This window comes from Streptomyces griseofuscus (genome assembly GCF_014673495.1).
GTDB lineage: Bacteria > Actinomycetota > Actinomycetes > Streptomycetales > Streptomycetaceae > Streptomyces > Streptomyces murinus.
In genome coordinates this window covers 7,676,909-7,692,248 of sequence record NZ_CP051006.1, presented here as the reverse complement: position 1 = coordinate 7,692,248, position 15,340 = coordinate 7,676,909, and the positions used below count along the sequence as shown (strand labels likewise).

General features: G+C 72.4%; 12 protein-coding genes. 2 read left to right on the top strand and 10 right to left on the bottom strand.

Going from position 1 to position 15,340, the window contains the following annotated elements; translation table 11 throughout:
• Nucleotides 1-63 precede the first annotated feature (63 nt).
• Genes HEP81_RS34800 through HEP81_RS34785 form a run of 4 tightly spaced genes read right to left on the bottom strand, consistent with a single transcriptional unit; the run spans nucleotide 64 to nucleotide 4,030 of the window.
• Nucleotides 64-1,230, bottom strand: coding sequence for a thiolase domain-containing protein (locus HEP81_RS34800; RefSeq protein WP_037655673.1), 1,167 nt, complete (start codon nucleotides 1,228-1,230; stop codon nucleotides 64-66).
• Nucleotides 1,227-2,276, bottom strand: a complete 1,050-nt coding sequence (locus HEP81_RS34795; protein ID WP_037655674.1) for a thiolase domain-containing protein — start codon at nucleotides 2,274-2,276, stop codon at nucleotides 1,227-1,229. The genes HEP81_RS34800 and HEP81_RS34795 overlap by 4 nt, the downstream gene beginning before the upstream one ends.
• Nucleotides 2,273-3,214 (bottom strand): Zn-ribbon domain-containing OB-fold protein, encoded by a 942-nt coding sequence (locus HEP81_RS34790; RefSeq protein ID WP_037655675.1) that lies wholly within the window; start codon nucleotides 3,212-3,214, stop codon nucleotides 2,273-2,275. Before HEP81_RS34790 ends, HEP81_RS34795 begins: the two co-directional genes overlap by 4 nt.
• Nucleotides 3,215-3,229: 15 nt before the next feature.
• Nucleotides 3,230-4,030 carry a crotonase/enoyl-CoA hydratase family protein gene (locus HEP81_RS34785; RefSeq protein ID WP_037655677.1) on the bottom strand — a complete coding sequence of 267 codons (801 nt, stop codon included), beginning with the start codon at nucleotides 4,028-4,030 and terminating at the stop codon, nucleotides 3,230-3,232.
• Between the two features lie 168 nt (nucleotides 4,031-4,198).
• On the opposite strand from HEP81_RS34785, the gene HEP81_RS34780 reads away from it, so the two are divergent.
• Complete coding sequence (locus HEP81_RS34780) at nucleotides 4,199-5,821, top strand: acyl-CoA synthetase (RefSeq protein WP_037655679.1); 1,623 nt, start codon at nucleotides 4,199-4,201, stop codon at nucleotides 5,819-5,821.
• Here HEP81_RS34780 and HEP81_RS34775 read toward each other — a convergent pair.
• Nucleotides 5,770-6,729, bottom strand: a complete 960-nt coding sequence (locus HEP81_RS34775) for an alpha/beta fold hydrolase (RefSeq protein ID WP_037655681.1) — start codon at nucleotides 6,727-6,729, stop codon at nucleotides 5,770-5,772. The two genes, HEP81_RS34780 and HEP81_RS34775, sit on opposite strands and share 52 nt — an antisense overlap.
• Nucleotides 6,730-6,819: 90 nt before the next feature.
• Entirely contained in the window at nucleotides 6,820-7,656 is an 837-nt protein-coding gene (locus tag HEP81_RS34770; RefSeq protein WP_037655888.1) for an alpha/beta fold hydrolase, read from the bottom strand.
• 184 nt (nucleotides 7,657-7,840) lie between these two features.
• Between HEP81_RS34770 and paaK the strand changes: the two genes are divergently transcribed.
• Nucleotides 7,841-9,151, top strand: a complete 1,311-nt coding sequence (gene paaK / locus HEP81_RS34765) for a phenylacetate--CoA ligase PaaK (RefSeq protein WP_037655684.1) — start codon at nucleotides 7,841-7,843, stop codon at nucleotides 9,149-9,151.
• Nucleotides 9,152-9,200: 49 nt separating this feature from the next.
• Here the strand turns inward: paaK and HEP81_RS34760 are convergent, their stop codons facing one another.
• The 4 genes from HEP81_RS34760 to HEP81_RS34745 form a co-directional block, all read right to left on the bottom strand.
• Nucleotides 9,201-10,724 (bottom strand): fatty acyl-CoA synthetase, encoded by a 1,524-nt coding sequence (locus HEP81_RS34760; RefSeq protein WP_037655686.1) that lies wholly within the window; start codon nucleotides 10,722-10,724, stop codon nucleotides 9,201-9,203.
• A gap of 95 nt (nucleotides 10,725-10,819) precedes the next feature.
• Nucleotides 10,820-12,379, bottom strand: coding sequence for an acyl-CoA synthetase (locus HEP81_RS34755; RefSeq protein WP_037655689.1), 1,560 nt, complete (start codon nucleotides 12,377-12,379; stop codon nucleotides 10,820-10,822).
• Nucleotides 12,376-13,488: an NAD(P)H-dependent flavin oxidoreductase gene (locus HEP81_RS34750; protein ID WP_037655691.1), complete on the bottom strand. Its 1,113-nt coding sequence runs from the start codon at nucleotides 13,486-13,488 to the stop codon at nucleotides 12,376-12,378. Before HEP81_RS34750 ends, HEP81_RS34755 begins: the two co-directional genes overlap by 4 nt.
• 67 nt (nucleotides 13,489-13,555) lie before the next feature.
• Nucleotides 13,556-15,121 carry a phytoene desaturase family protein gene (locus HEP81_RS34745; protein WP_037655693.1) on the bottom strand — a complete coding sequence of 522 codons (1,566 nt, stop codon included), beginning with the start codon at nucleotides 15,119-15,121 and terminating at the stop codon, nucleotides 13,556-13,558.
• Nucleotides 15,122-15,340 lie beyond the last annotated feature (219 nt).

Below are 15,340 nucleotides of genomic sequence, written 5' to 3'. Positions count from 1 at the left end.
CGTCGTCCGCGGGTCAGCCTAGCGACCGCTCCCGGTGCCCAACAGCCCACGTGGGGAGGACGTTCAGCGCTCCGGCGGTTCGGCGCCGACCAGCCACATGGCGAAGAACTGCGATCCGCCGCCGTACGCGTGCCCGAGCACCTTCCTGGCCCCCGGCACCTGGTGCTCGCCGGCCTGGCCGCGCACCTGGAGGGCGGCCTCGGCGAAGCGGAGCATGCCGGAGGCGCCGATGGGGTTGGTGGACAGCACCCCGCCCGACATGTTGACGGGGAGGTCGCCGTCGAGCGCGGTCACCCCGGCCTCGGTGAGCTTCCAGCCCTCGCCCTCCTCGGCGAAGCCCAGGTTCTCCAGCCACATGGGCTCGTACCAGGAGAACGGTACGTACATCTCGACGGCGTCGATGTCCCGGCGCGGGTCGGTGATCCCGGCCTGCCGGTAGACGTCGGCGGCGCAGTCCCGGCCGGCCCGCGGGGAGACGAAGTCCTTGCCCGCGAACAGGGTGGGTTCGCTGCGCATGGCGCCGCCGAGCAGCCAGGCGGGCGGCCGGGGCGCGCGGGCGGCTCCGGCGCGGTCGGTGAGCACCATGGCGCAGGCGCCGTCGGAGGAGGGGCAGGTCTCGGAGTAGCGGACGGGGTCCCAGAGCATCGGCGCCGCCATCACCTTCTCCAGGGTGATGTCGTGTTCGTGCAGGTGGGCGTACGGGTTCTTGAGGGCGTTGCGCCGGTCCTTGTGGGCGACCAGCGCGCCGACGGTGTCGGGGGCGCCGCTGCGCCGCATATAGGCGCGCACATGCGGGGCGAAGAAGCCGCCCGCCCCTGCGAGCAGGGGCTGCTGGAAGGGGATGGGCAGGGACAGTCCCCACATGGCGTTGGACTCGGACTGCTTCTCGAAGGCGACGGTGAGGACGGTGCCGTGCAGCCGGGCGGCCACGAGGTTCGCGGCGACCAGCGCGGTGGAGCCGCCGACGGAGCCCGCGGTGTGCACGCGCAGCACGGGTTTCCCGACGGCGCCGAGGGCGTCGGCGAGGTACAGCTCGGGCATCATCACGCCCTCGAAGAAGTCGGGCGCCTTGCCGATGACCACGGCGTCGATGTCGGCCCAGCTCAACTCGGCGTCGTCCACAGCGCGTTGGGCCGCCTCGCGGACGAGCCCGGCGAGCGAGACATCGCGTCGGGCGGCCGCGTGCTTGCTCTGGCCGATGCCGACGACGGCCACGGGCTCCTTGCTCATCGCGGATCCCCTTCGAGTACGGCGACCAGGTTCTGCTGGAGGCAGGGGCCGGAAGTGGCGTGCGCGAGGGCACGGTCACAGGCGCCCCGGTGGATGCGGGCGGCGGCCTCACCGATGCGGATGAGTCCGGCGGCCATGACGGGGTTGGCGGCGAGGGCCCCGCCGGAGGGGTTGACGACCACCTCCTCGCCGAGGCGCAGCGCCTTGCGCAGGACCACCTCCTGGGAGCTGAAGGGGGCGTGCAACTCGGCGGTGTCCACGGGCCGTTCGAAGGCGCCGGCCTGCTCGGCGGCGAGCCGTGCGGAGGGTGAGTCGGTGAGGTCGCGGGCGCCGAGGGAGTGGGGCTCGATGCGGTGGTCCAGGCCCCGGATCCAGGCGGGCCGTGCGCACAGCTGCCGGGCCCGGTCGCCGGCGGCGAGGATCACGGCGGCGGCGCCGTCGCCGATGGGCGGGCAGTCGCCGGTGCGCAGGGGCCGTACGAGGTGATCGCCCTGTGGTACCGGGCCGCGCAGCTGGGCGTGCGGGTTGGCGGTGGCGGCTGCGCGGCTGCGGGCGCCGATGGCGGCGAGCGCGGGTTCGTCGGTGTCCCCGGCGTCGATCAGGGCCTGCGCCTGGAGCGCGGCGAGGGCCACGGAGTCGGGCCACAGGGGGGCGAGGTAGTAGGGGTCGAGCTGCCGGGTGAGCACATCGCGCAGCGAGCCGGGCGAGGACTTGCCGTAGGCGTAGACGAGGGCGGTGTCGGCGTCCCCGGTGAGCAGCTTGGACCACGCCTCGTACAGGGCGAAGGCGCCGTCCATCTCGACATGGGACTCGGAGATCGGCGGCCAGGCGCCCACGCCGTCGAGGGTCATGGTGAAGGAGAAGGCGCGCCCGGCGAGGTAGTCGCTGGAGCCGGAGCAGGTGAAGCCGATGTCGGCGGTCCTCAGGCCGGTGCGCGCGAGGACCTCGTGCAGGACCGGCATCAGCATCTCGACCTCGGACAGTTCGTCCGTGGTGCGCCGGTGATCGCTCTGCGCGAAGGCGACGACCGCGATCTGCCGGGTCACAGCAGCTCCTTGTAGGTGTCGTAGTCGGCGTCGGGTTCGCCGGTGGGGCGGTAGTGGTCGGGGTGCGGGGCGCCCTCGGTCCACACCGGTTCCACCCGCAGGCCCATGCGCACCCGGTCGTAGGGGATGCCGCCGATCCGGGCGTGCAGGGCGAGGTCGGCGCCGTCGAGGGCGATGTGCGCGTAGACGTAGGGCACGTCGATGTCGAGGTTGCGTGCCTTGATGTTGACGACGCAGAAGGTGGTGACGGTGCCGCGCGGGCCCACCTCGACGTGTTCGGTGGTGGCGATGCCGCAGGTGGGGCAGGCGCCGCGGGGTGGGACGTAGACCTTGTGGCAGCGGGGGCAGCGTTCGCCGACGACTTTCCGCTCGGCCAGCGCGTCGAGGTGGTCGGACTGGGCGCGGCCGGGTGTGTAGGTGTAGTCGAGCCGGGCGTGGGCGACGATGCCGGTGACCGGGTTCTCGAACTCGCCCGTGTGCGGGGCGGGTTGTTCCGGGGGGCCGTCGTACGGCTCGAAGCAGGCGATGTCGGTGATGGCGCCGGTGCGTTCGGTGGCCCAGCGGACGCGTACCCGCATGCCGGTGCGTACGGCGTCGGGGCCGGGGGCGTCGAGGGCGCCGAGCAGGGCGGTGTCGGCGCCGTCGAGGCGGACCAGGGCCCAGGCGAAGGGGCCGGTGAGGGGCTGGCCGGGGCGGGGGGCGTGGTTCCAGGCCCAGGTGGTGACGGTGCCGGTGGCGGCGACGGGCACCAGGTCGTGGAGTTCCTCGGCGGTGTCGGGGTCGTACTCGGCGGGCGGCACGAGGACGCGTCCGGCGGTGGTGCGCACACCGAGGACGACGCGTTCGCGCAGTCCGGTGAGGAAGGCGCGCTGGACGGGGCCGAGGGAGCGGGTGAAGGGGAATTCGACGACGAGGGGCGCTTTGCGGACGTCGGGCATCGGGGGCTCCTCGGATCAGGCGCGCTGGAAGTCGGGGGGCCGTTTCTCCGCGAAGGCGCGGGCGCCTTCCTTGGCGTCGGCGGTGGCGAAGACCGGCCGGCCGCGGGCGAGTTCGGCGGCGAGGCCCTCGGTCTCGGTCATCTCGGCACACTCGTACACGGACGCCTTCACGGCCTCGACGGCGAGCGGGCCGCACGCGTTGATCAGTTCGGCGATCTCCAGCGCCTTGCCGAGGGCGGTGCCGTCGGGCACGACATGGCCGATCAGGCCGATGTCCGCGGCCTCACGGGCGCTGTAGGGGCGGCCGGTGAGCAGCATCTCCAGGGCGTGGGTGCGCGGGATCTGGCGTGGCAGGCGGACGGTGGAGCCGCCGATCGGGAAGAGTCCGCGCCGGACCTCGAACAGGCCGAAGGTGGCGGACTCGCCCGCGACCCGGATGTCGGTGCCCTGGAGGATCTCGGTGCCGCCCGCGACGCAGTGGCCCTCGACGGCGGCGATCACCGGTTTGCGGGGGCGGTGATGGCGCAGCATCGCCTTCCAGTGCAGGTCGGGGTCGTCCTTGAGCCGGTCATGGTGCGCCTGGCCGCGCATGCCGTCGCCGGCCAGCGCCTTCAGGTCCATGCCGGAGCAGAAGGAGCCGCCGGCCCCGGTGAGCACGATCGAGCGGACCGTGTCGTCCGCGTCGGCTTCCAGCCAGCCGTCGTGGAGGCCGACGAGCATCGGCAGCGACAGCGCGTTCCTGGCTTCGGGCCGGTCGAGCGTGAGCACCAGGGTGGCGCCCTCGCGTCGCACGGTGAGGTGTTCCGTCCCGCCCATGGGCCTCTCCCCTCGGTTCGGTGAGAACGAGAACAGGTTGCAGGAGACGGGCGGGCACTTCAAGAGTTTCCTGACGCTCAGTCAGATTCTTTTGTTCCGGGGCCTTCCCAGTTGCGGCGGGCTTTGCTCTGCTGAGGGCCGGACGGACCGACGGGGTCAGGAGGAGCGGTGGAGTACAACCTTGCCGACCTGTTCGAGTCGGTGGTCGACGTGGTGCCGGACCGCGAGGCGCTCGTGTATCTCGACCATCCCGGCACCGGTGCGGAACGCCGGCTGACGTACGCCGAGTTGGACGCGGCGGCCAATCGCCTCGCCCATCATCTCGCAGGCAGCGGGATCCACCCCGGGGAGCATCTGGGCCTGCATCTGTACAACGGTGTCGAGTACGTGCAGACGGTACTGGCCTGCCTGAAGGCGCGGATCGTCCCGGTGAACGTCAACTATCGCTATGTCGAAGAGGAGTTGGTGTACCTCTACCGGGACGCGGATCTGGTGGCGCTGGTCTACGACGCGGAGTTCGAGGACCGGGTGGGGGCGGCGGCGCCGCGCGCGCCGGGGCTGCGGCAGCTGCTGCGGGTCGGGCCTGGCCCGGCGGGGATCGGTACGGCGGGGGACTTCGCGCGCGCCGAGGCGTCGGGTTCGCCGGAGCGGGGCTTCCCGGCCCGTTCCGGGGACGACCAGTTCATCATCTACACCGGTGGCACGACCGGCATGCCCAAGGGTGTGATGTGGCGTCAGGAGGATCTGTTCTTCGCGGGGCTCGGCGGGGGCGCGCCGACAGGTGAGCCGGTGAAGGCGCCCGAGGAGCTGGCCGAGCGGGTCGCCGCGGGCGGCTCCGGCATCACCTTCTTCCCCACTCCCCCGCTGATGCACGGCACCTCGACGCTCACCGCCTTCATCGGCTTCAACTTCGGCCAACGCGTGGTGCTGCACCGCAGGTTCGTGCCCGAGGAGGTGCTGCGCACGGTCGAGCGGGAGAAGGTCACCAGCATGTCCCTGGTCGGCGACGCGATGCTGCGCCCGCTGATCGACGCGCTGAACGGGCCCATGAGGGGCACCGACTGTTCGGCGCTGTTCAGCGTCTCCTCGTCCGGCGCGATCATGTCGGAGACGGTGCGCCGGCAGTTCGCCGCACTCGTCCCCAATGCCATGCTGCTGAACAACTTCGGTTCCTCCGAGTCCGGCTTCAACGGCACGGCGACGGCGGACTCGGGGCCCGAGCGCGGCTTCCGGCTGCGGGTCAACTCCCGCACCCGGGTGGTCGATCCGGTGACCCATGAGCCGGTCGCCCCGGGTGAGACCGGCCGGGTCGCGCAGTGCGGGCATGTCCCGCTCGGCTACTACAACGACCCCCGCAAGACCGCCGAGACCTTCTTCGAACGGGACGGGGTGCGCTGGGTGCTGCTCGGCGACATGGCCACCGTCGACGCGGACGGCGTCCTCACCGTGCTCGGCCGGGGCTCCCAGTGCATCAACACCGGTGGCGAGAAGGTCTACCCGGAGGAGGTCGAACAGGCCCTCAAGGCGCATCCGGACGTGTACGACGCGCTGGTCGCCGGGGTGCCGGACGCCGTCTGGGGCAACCATGTGGCGGCGGTGGTGCAGCTCCGCGCGGGCGCGCCCCGCCTCTCCCTGTCCGAGCTGCGCACCCATTGCCGTACCCGGCTGGCCGGCTACAAGATCCCCCGCCAGCTCGTCCTCACCGACACGATCCACCGCTCGCCGAGCGGCAAGGCGGACTACCGGTGGGCGCGGGAGGTGGCGACGGCGGACTGTCCGGCGCGCTCCTGATCGAGGAAAGCGGTCAGCGCTTGAACGACCGCGCCGGGCTGCTCGTCGGGAATGAAGTGGCCGGCCCCCGGGATGACGACACCGGTCGTGTTCTCCGCCCAGGGGCCGAGGGAGGCGGCCATGTCCGGGATCGAGCCGTGGGAGCTGGAGATGCCGAGGACCGGGACGGTCAGACGTCCCCGCTCAAGAGCGTCACGGTTCTCACGCGCCGACCTCGGGGCGTCACGGTAGTAGGCGAGCGAGGCGCGAAGCCCGCCCTCGGCCGCGATGGCGGCGGCGTACTGGTCGACCTCGGCGCCGTCGAAGGTGTCCGGGGACAGCGTCTTGGCCCGCAGGAACCAGTCCACGTAGTCGCGCTCGCGACCGGTGAGGAGCGTCTCGGGCAGTCCGGGTACCAGGTGGAACGCGAAGTGCCAGGTCTTCCAGGCTCGTTCGGGATCGAGCGGGACGGATTCCGGGAGGGTGATGCCGGGGATGCCGGCGTCGAGCAGCGCGACGCCGTGCAGGTGCTCCTCGTACTTCAGGGCCAGCGAGAAGGCGACCCAGGCCCCGACGTCATGGGCGACGAGCCAGTACGTCGGGACGTCGAGCGCACGCAGTGCCGCCTGGACATGCGCGGCGACCGTGTGCGTGTCGTAACTGCCGTGCGGCCGCTCGGAGTGGCCCTGCCCCGGGAGGTCGACCGCGATCACATGGAAGCGCTCGGCGAGGGCGGGCATCACCGTGCGCCAGGCCCACCAGGTCTGCGGGAATCCGGCGAGCAGGACGACGGTGGGTCCCGCCGACCGGTCACCTTCCACGACGTGGAGCCGGACGCCGTCCCCCTCGACCCAACGGTGGGCGAAGCCCGCCAGGTCGTGCAGTGGCAGCCCGGGGACCGGGTTCTGGCCGTCGGAGGAGTCGCTCATGTCCGGAGCCTATCAATCTTGAGATGTTCGGCTCGGACAGCAGGACGAGCCGGAGCCGGGGCCCGGCTCAACCGGCCCACCGCCCGCCTCTCACCCGTCGAGGAACCCGGCGATCCGCCCCCTGAACTCCGCCGGATCGTCCAGCCATGGATAGTGCCCGGCGCCCGGCTGGACGACGACCTCGGCGTTCGGGAAGCACGCGGCTGTCCGGCGGGCGAGGTCCGGGCGCGGCCCGCCGTCCAGTGCACCCGCGTACACGAGGACCGGGGCCTTCAGGGCCGCGAGGGCGGCGCGGGTCGCGTCCGGGGTGAAGGCGCCCTCGGCGAAGTACCGGTCGGCTGCCTCCTCGTTGGTCTGGTCCAACTCCGCGTCGGCGTGCGCCCGTGCGGTGTCGTCCCAGCGGCCGTAGAAGAAGGGCAGGAACACATCGTCGAAGTCCGCCTCGCCCGCGAGCCAGGCCCGGAAGGCGGGGTACGCCTCGGGGAACCACGGCTCGTGCGCCCGGGCCGCGGCCGCGGCGAGCCGGTCCTCGGGGGTGGCGCGCAGGCCGAGGGCGGACGGGTTCGGGGTGATCAGCAGAAGGCGCCTGATCCGGTGCGGGTGGCAGGCCGCGTAGAGCATGGCCAGGGCCGCGCCCGCGGAGTGGGCGAGCAGGTCGAAACGGTCCAGACCGAGGTGCTCGCGCCAGGCCTCCACGTCCTCGGTCATACGGTCGCAGCGGTACGTCGCCGGGTCGGCCGGAGCCGCCGAGTCACCGGTGCCCCGCAGGTCCAGCAGGGCCAGGCGGCGGTGCGCGGTGAGCCCGCCCAGGTCCCCCAGGTAGGCGGAGGCGCGCAGGGGGCCGCCGGGCAGGACCGCGAGGGGTTCGCCCGTGCCCCGCGGATGGTGGGCGAGGCGGGTGCCGTCGGCCGTGGTGAAGGTCGGCATGGCCATGATGCTGTCGGCCCGGCGCGCCCGGCCGCAAGGTATTTCCGCAGGCGGCACGACAAATCTCCGCCGCCCCCTTGTCTGAAACCCCTTCGGCCTGAATTACTGACCCCGAACAGTTCGACCGAATGATCGGTCGTCCGGATTGTCGTGATCCAGACCGACTTGGTGAGGAGACGTGCCGATGGCGGACGCGCGGGAGCTGCTGGACGCGGGCGAACGGCTCGGCCTCGAGGAACTGCGGACGCTCCAGCTGGAGCGGCTGCGCGCCTCGCTGCGGCACGCCTATGAGCAGGTGCCGTTCTACCGGGAGTCCTTCGACAAGGCGGGGATACGCCCGGAGGACTGCCGTTCGCTGGAGGATCTCGCCCGTTTTCCCTGCACCACCAAGGCGGACCTGCGGGAGAACTACCCCTTCGGGATGTTCGCGGTGCCCAGGGAGCGGATCCGCCGGCTGCACGCCTCCAGCGGCACCACCGGTCGCCCCACGGTGGTCGGCTACACCGAGAACGATCTGTCCATGTGGGCCGACATGGTGGCGCGCTCCATCCGGGCGGCAGGCGGGCGCCCCGGTGACGTGGTGCATGTGGCCTACGGGTACGGGCTGTTCACCGGCGGGCTCGGCGCCCACTACGGGGCGGAACGGCTCGGCTGTACGGTCGTCCCCGCCTCCGGTGGCATGACGGCGCGGCAGGTCCAGCTGATCCAGGACCTGGAACCGGCCGTGATCATGGTGACGCCCTCGTACATGCTGACGCTGCTGGACGAGTTCGAGCGGCAGGGCGTGGACCCCCGTACGACCTCGCTGCGGGTCGGGATCTTCGGGGCCGAGCCGTGGACCGAGCAGATGCGGCGGGAGATCGAGGAGCGGTTCGCGATCGACGCCGTGGACATCTACGGGCTGTCGGAGGTGGTCGGTCCCGGGGTGGCGCAGGAGTGCGTGGAGACCAAGGACGGGCTGACCGTCTGGGAGGACCACTTCTATCCGGAGGTGATCGATCCCGTCACCGGCGAGGTGCTGCCGGAGGGCGAGCGGGGCGAGCTGGTGTTCACCTCGCTGACCAAGGAGGCCATGCCGATCATCCGGTACCGGACCCGGGATCTTTCCCGGCTGCTGCCCGGCACGGCGCGGGTGTTCCGGCGGATGGAGAAGATCTCCGGTCGCAGCGACGATCTGGTGATCCTGCGCGGGGTGAATCTGTTCCCCACCCAGATCGAGGAGATCGTGCTGCGTACGCCGGGGGTGGCCCCGCACTTCCAGCTGCGGCTGACCCGTACGGGCCGGATGGACTCGCTCACCGTGCGCGCCGAGGCGCGCGCCGGTGCCACTTCGGAGGTACGGGAGGCGGCGGCCCGGTCCATCGTGACCGCGGTGAAGAACGGCATCGGGGTGTCGGTGGACGTGGAGATCGTGGAGCCGGAGTCGCTGGAGCGCTCGGTCGGCAAGATCCGCCGGATCGTGGATCTGCGCCCGCGCGACACCGGGCAGGGATGAGCGGCGAAGGCGCCGCACATCATCGCCCGACGCACCGCGGGCGATGACCTCACCCCTGCGTGAAGCGGTCCCGCAGTTCGCGCTTGAGGATCTTCCCGCTGGCGTTGCGCGGCAGCGCGTCCACGAACAGCACCCGCTTGGGCGCCTTGAAGGACGGCAGCTTCTCCCGTACGTGCGCGACGAGTTGCGCCTCGGTCACCTCGGCGCGCCGTACGACGATCGCCGTGACGGCCTCGATCCAGCGGGTGTCGGGCAAGCCGACCACGGCGGCCTCGGCGACCGCCTCATGGGTGTAGAGGGCGTCCTCGACCTGCCGTGAAGCGACCAGCACACCACCGGAGTTGATGACGTCCTTCACCCGGTCCACGATCGTGAAGCAGCCCTCGGCGTCCCGCACCGCGAGGTCGCCGGAGTGGAACCAGCCGTCGCGGAACGCCTCCGCGGTCTCCTCGGGCTTGTCCCAGTAGCCCTCGCACAGCTGGGGCGAGCGGTAGACGATCTCGCCGGTCGTGCCGTCGGGCACCTCCCGGCCCTCCGGGTCCACGACCCTGGCCTCCACGAACAGCACGGGCCGCCCGCAGGAGGCGGGGCGCTCCTCGTGCTCGGCCGGTCCGAGGACCGCGGCGAGGGGGCCGATCTCGCTCTGCCCGAAGCAGTTGTAGAGGGCGAGGTCCGGCAGGCGCTCGCGCAGCCGCTCCAGGACCGGCACCGGCATGATGGAGGCGCCGTAGTACGCCTTGCGGAGCCCGTCGAGGTCGCGGGTGGCGAAGTCGGACCGGTTCGCCAGGGCGATCCATACGGTGGGCGGGGCGAACACGCTGTCCACGCGGCCCGCCTCGATCAGGTCGAACAGCAGGTCCCCGTCCGGCGCGTCCAGGATGACGCTGGTGGCGCCGACCGCGAGGTAGGGCAGCAGGAAGACATGCAGCTGCGCCGAGTGGTACAGCGGCAGCGCGTGCGCGGGGCGGTCCTCCGCGCGCAGGTCCAGGGCGGTGATCGCGCTCAGGTACTCGTGCACCAGGGCCCGGTGGGTCATCATCGCGCCCTTGGGCAGCGCGGTCGTACCGGAGGTGTAGAGCAGTTGCGCCAGATCCTCCGAGCCCGGTCCCGGGCCGTCGTACGGCGCGGTGTCCGCGAGCCGTGCCAGGAGCGCGTCCCCGGTGTCCCGCAGCGGCAGCGACCGCACCCCGTCCGGGAGCCGGTCCGCGAGGTCGGGGTCGGTGAGCACCAGGGTGCTGCCGGACTGCCCGACGAGATAGGCCAGGTCGTCGCCGGTGAGGTGGTGGTTGACCGGGACATGGACCAGGCCCGCGCGAGCGCAGCCGAGGAAGGCGATCAGATAGGCGTCCGAGTTGTGGCCGAAGGCGCCGACCCGGTCGCCGGGGGCGAGGCCCTCGGCGAGCAGCAGGGCGGCCGCGCGGGAGACCGCGTCGTCCAGTTCGCCGTACGTCCAGGAGCGCTCGCCGTACTCCACCGCGATCCGCGTGGGGGTGCGGCGGGCGCTGCGCCGCAGCATCGCGTCGACCGTGCTGCCGCTGTGTCCGCCGGCCGTGCCGCCCTGTGCCTTGCTCATGACCGCAGATCCTGCGGCCGCCGGACGCGCAGGTCAAGGGCTGTGGCCGGACCGGACTGCGACCGGGCGCGCGCCGCCGTGGGGAGGGCGCCGGATCAGACCGGGCGGGTGCGGCCCTGCCAGTAGGGGTCGCGCAGCCGTCGTTTGTAGAGCTTGCCGTTGGGGTCGCGGGGCAGTTCGGCGACGAAGTCGACGCTGCGGGGCCGCTTGAACCGGGCGAGCCGGTCCGCGCAGTGGTCGAGGATCGACGCGGCCAGCTCGGGCCCCGCCGCGTGCCCGGGGGCCGGTTCCACGACGGCCTTGACCTCCTCGCCCCAGTCGTCGTGCGGGATCCCGAAGGCGGCGGCGTCGGCGACGGCGGGATGGGCGAGCAGCACGGACTCGATCTCGGCCGGGTAGATGTTGACCCCGCCGGAGATGATCATGTCGATCTTGCGGTCCCGGAGGAACAGACAGCCGTCCTCGTCCAGGTGGCCGAGGTCGCCGACGGTGAAGAAGTCGCCGACCCGGTTGCTGCGGGTCTTGTCCTCGTCCTTGTGATAGGCGAAGCCACCGGTGTTCATCTTCATGTACACGGTGCCCAGTCGACCGGGCGGCAGCCGGTTGCCGTCGTCGTCGAGGACCGCGAGTTCGCTGATCGGCCAGGCCCTGCCGACCGTGCCGGGCTTCTTCAGCCAGTCCTCGGCGGTGGCGAAGGCACCGCCGCCCTCGCTGGCCGCGTAGTACTCCTCCACGCAGGTCCCCCACCAGTCGATCATGGCCCGCTTGACGTGCTCCGGGCAGGGCGCGGCGCCATGGATGGCGTGCCGCATGGTGGAGACGTCGTAGCGGGCCCTGGTCTCCTCGGGGAGGGCCAGCAGCCGGTGGAACTGGGTCGGAACCATATGGGTGTGGGTGCAGCGGTGGGTTTCGATCAGACGCAGCATCTCCTCCGGGGTCCATCCGTCCATCACCACCAGCTGGTGGCCGATGTGCAGGGAGGCGCCCGCGAACTGGAGGACGGCCGTGTGGTAGAGCGGTGAGCAGACCAGGTGCACATGGCCGTCGTACGGCGTGATGCCGAAGATGCCGAGGAAGCCGCCCAGGTACGCCTCCTCGGGGGGCTTGCCGGGCAGCGGGCGGCGGATGCCGCGCGGGCGTCCGGTCGTACCGGAGGTGTAGTTCATGACCCAGCCGAGTTCGCGTCCGGTGGGCGCCGACTCCGGTTGCCCTTCGAGGAGTCGGGCGTACGGCCGAAAGCCCGGGGCGGTGCCGACCGCGTACCGTGCCGCGTCCGGGAGCCCGGCCTCGTCGGCGGCGGCGCGTGCGGTGCAGGCGTAACGCTCGTGCGCGATGAGTACCTTGGCGCCGGAGTCGGCGACGATCCAGGCGATCTCGGGGCCGACCAGGTGGTGGTTGACCGGGACGAGGTACAACCCGGCCTGGGTGGCGGCGAGATAGGCGGTGAGGAACTCGACGCCGTTGGGGAGGACGACGGCGAAGGCGTCGCCGCGTTCCAGGCCCGCCGCGCGCAGTCCGTGGACCAGCCGGTTGGCGGCGGTGGCGAGGCGGCCCGCGGTCCACTCCTCGCCGTCGGGGGCGATCAGGACGGTGCGGGCGGGGTCCTGGGCGGCCTGGGCCCAGAAGCCGGTGGGGGGCGTCACCGGTGCGCTCATGATGTGCCGCTCCTTCGCGCGATGCGGTTGATCCGGTCCACGGCCCGCTCGAAGCCGCGGGTGAGGTCGTCCAGGACGTCCTGGACGCGGCGTTCTTCGGTCATCCGGCCGACGATCTGCCCGACGGGCGTGCCGAGCAGCGGTTCGACCTCGTGCCTCTGGATACGGGAGACCGCCTCGGCGACCAGCAGTCCCTGGAGCGGCATGGGCAGCGGGCCGGGGCCCGCTGGGTCGTCCCAGGCGTCGGTCCAGGCGGTGCGCAGCTGGCGGGCGGGTTTTCCGGTGAGGGCGCGGGAGCGGACGGTGTCCCCGGAGCCGGCGGCGAGCAGTTTGCGGGTCAGGGCGGGCGAGTGCAGCTCGGCCTCGGTGGTGGTCAGCCAGAGGGAGCCGAGCCAGACGCCCTGGGCGCCGAGGGCGAGGGCGGCGGCGATCTGCGCCCCACTGCCGATGCCGCCCGCGGCCAGCACGGGCAGCGGGGCGACGGCCTCCACCACCTCGGGGGTGAGCACCATGGTGGCGATCTCCCCGGTGTGCCCGCCGGCCTCGTAGCCCTGGGCCACCACGATGTCGATGCCCGCGTCCCGGTGCTTGCGGGCGTGCCGGGCGCTGCCCGCGAGCGCGGCCACGGGCACGCCCCGCTCACGGGCGCGGGTGACGACGTCGGCGGGTGGGGAGCCGAGGGCGCCCGCGAGCAGCCGGATCGGGTAGTCGAAGGCGACGTCCAGCTGGTTCCGGGCGACCTGTTCCATCCAGCCGGTGATCCGCCAGCCGGCCGCCTCGCCGTCGGGCAGTGCGGGGACCCCGTGCGCGGCGAGGGTGTCGCGCACGAACCGCCGGTGCTCCTCGGGGATCATCGCCTCGACGTCGGCCTCGGTGACGCCCTCGACCTTGCGGGCGGGCATGACGACGTCCAGTCCGTAGGGGCGGCCTTCGGTGTGCGCGTCGAGCCAGTCGAGGTCGCGTCGGAGGTCGTCGGGGGCGGTGTAGCGGACGGCGCCGAGCACGCCGAAGCCGCCGGCGCGGCTGATGGCCGCGGCGACGGCGGGGAACGGCGTGAAGCCGAAGACGGCGTGCTCGATGCCCAGTTGGTCGCTCAGCTCCGTCTGCATGGGCGCAGGATGCCGCACCGGCCCGTATGACGGAAGACCTTTTCTGACGTACCGTCAGTTCTGTTCTCTAGGCTCCTTGTTCCAGCACCGCCATCGCCGCGTTGTGTCCGGGTACGCCGCTCACCCCTCCCCCGCGTACCGCTCCCGCCCCGCACAGCAGGACGCGCGGGTGCGGGGTCTCCACGCCCCAACGGCCGGTGTCGGTCTCGGAGTAGGGCCAGGACAGGGCGCGATGGAAGATGTTGCCGCCGGGCAGCCGCAGGTCCCGTTCCAGGTCGAGCGGGGTCTTCGCCTCGATGCAGGGGCGGCCGTCGGCGTCGGTGGCCAGGCAGTCGGCGAGGGGCTCGGCGAGATGGGCGTCCAGCTCGGAGAGGGTGGCGTCCAGCAGTTCCTCGCGGACGCCGTCGTTGTCCCCGTCGAAGAGCCGGGCGGGGGTGTGCAGGCCGAAGAGGGTGAGGGTCTGGTAGCCGCGTCCGGCGAGTTCGGGGCCGAGGATGGTGGGGTCGGTGAGCGAGTGGCAGTAGATCTCGGAGGGCGGCGCGGCGGGCAGCCGGCCCGCGGCGGCCTCGGCGTGGGCGGTGGCCAACTGGGCGTATCCCTCGGCGATGTGGAAGGTGCCGGCGAACGCCTCGCGCGGGTCGACGTCGGGGTCGCGGAGCTTCGGCAGCCGGGTGAGCAGCATGTTCACCTTGAGCTGGGCGCCCTCGGCGGGTTCCGGGGGCGTGTCCCCGGTGAGGGCGGCCAGCTCCTGCGGTGCGGCGTTGACCAGGACGTGGCGGGCGGCGGCGACGCCCTCGCCGTCGGCGGTGCGATAGGTGACCTCGGCGCCGTGTTCGTCACCGGTGATACGGACCGCCTCGTGTCCGGTCACGATCTCCGCGCCCGCCGCACGGGCCGCCGCCGCGAGGGCGTCGGTGAGGGCGCCCATGCCGCCCACGGGCACGTCCCAGGCGCCGGTGCCGCCGCCGATCACGTGGTAGAGGAAGCAGCGGTTCTGGGCCAGCGAGGGGTCATGGGCGTCGGCGAAGGTGCCGATCAGAGCGTCGGTGAGGACCACACCCCGGACCAGGTCGTCCTCGAAGTACTCCTCGACCGCGGCCCCGATCGGCTCCTCGAACAGAGTTCGCCAGGCGCTCTCGTCGTCGATACGGCGGCGCAGCTCGTCCCGGGTGGGCAGCGGTTCGGTGAGGGTCGGGAAGACGCGTTCGGCGACGCGGCCGGTCATGCCGTAGAAACGCTGCCAGGAGGCGTACTCGCGCGCACCGCCGGTCAGCCGGGCGAACGCGTCGCGGGTGCGTGCCTCGCCGCCGCCGACGAGGAGTCCGGTGGGGCGGCCCGCGCGTTCCACGGGGGTGTACGAGGAGATGGTGCGCGAGCGCAGCCGGAAGTCGAGGCCGAGGTCGGCCACGATCTTCTGCGGCAGCAGGCTGACCAGGTAGGAGTACCGCGACAGCCTGGCTTCCACCCCGGCGAACGGTGTACTGGACACGGCGGCCCCACCGGTGTGACCGAGCCGCTCCAGCACCAGCACGGAGCGCCCGGCCCGGGCCAGATAGGCGGCGGCGACCAGACCGTTGTGGCCTGCCCCGACGATGACGGCGTCGTACGCGCGGGTTCCCTGGTTCACGGACATGGTCCTTCGTAACACGGGGTGATCCGGCGGGCCAGAGGGTCGCCGGGGGATCTTGGCGGTTCGCCGGGATCCCCCGCGGGTCGAGGCGCACCAGGCGGGCATTGACGCAGCGTTCGACGACGCGGCGTTCGGCCCGGGTTCGCCGACGCCGTACCGTTCGCCGCTCGGAGAGGCCGGGGCCGCCCCTGTCCGCCCGTATCACCGCCTCCGCTTGCAAGA